1 protein-coding gene is annotated in these 986 nt (G+C 43.8%); it reads left to right on the top strand.

Translation table 11 applies throughout. The features are described 5' to 3' along the window. Positions 1-986: HAD-IC family P-type ATPase (locus tag R7040_RS24995; RefSeq protein ID WP_318097353.1), on the top strand; the 986-nt coding region annotated here is incomplete at both ends.

The raw sequence follows: 986 nt of genomic DNA, 5'->3' as shown, positions 1-986 counted from the left end.
TTAGTGGGTCGATTCTTAGAAATGCGCGCTCGCCGTAAAGCAGCTGCTGCAAGCGGTAACTTGCTCAAGCTTATCCCTGCCATTGCAACAACACTAGACGGCGAACAAATTCCAGTTAAAACGCTGAAGATTGGTGATCGCATTCGCGTTCTCCCTGGCGAACATATCCCTGCTGATGGCAAAGTGATTTCTGGCCGTATTCATATTGATGAATCAATGCTGACTGGTGAGTCTGTTCATGTCGTAAAAAAAGAAGGTGATGCTGTTTATGCAGGTACATTAAACGGAGATGAATCATTTGAGTTGGAAGTCACCAATTCAAAAGCAGACTCGATGATTTCAAATATTGTGCGCCTTCAAGATGAAGCACAGCATTCGAAGCCAAAAATTGCAGAAGTTGCTGACGTCGTAGCACGCTACTTTGTTGGTGTAATTCTTATCATCTCAGCTGGAACCTGGTTTTATTGGCACCAAACCAAACCAGATGATGCTTTTTGGATTATGCTTTCGGTTCTCGTCGCTACATGCCCTTGTGCATTATCCCTTGCTACACCGACCGCACTAACTTGTGCGACTTCACGAATGGGCAATTTTGGCATTCTGTTGCGAAAAGGCCATGTATTCGAAACGCTTTGCAAAGTTAATCATCTCGTCGTCGACAAGACAGGAACATTAACGAAAGGTGACATCGAGATTAGCCGTACAAGCACATTCAAAGAGCTTTCTGAAGCGGAAAGTCTGGCCCTTGCATCTGCTCTTGAAGCTCATGCAAACCACCCTATTGCGCGCTCATTTACCGGTTTCAGTAATGACGAGATTATTGTAACAGATGTTAAAAACGTGATTGGCTCAGGAATCGAAGGGGTTTGGAATGGTAAGACGGTAAAAATTGGCAGCTCCTCGTTTGTGCTAGATTCGAGCATAAAAGAAAGCAATGCCATTTACTTGTCAATAAACAACGAACACGCTGCAACTTTTTATTATCA

The organism is Vibrio sp. 1069 (assembly GCF_033340555.1).
The sequence above is the reverse complement of the archived record's forward strand: the minus strand, read 5'-3'. Positions and strand labels throughout refer to the sequence as shown.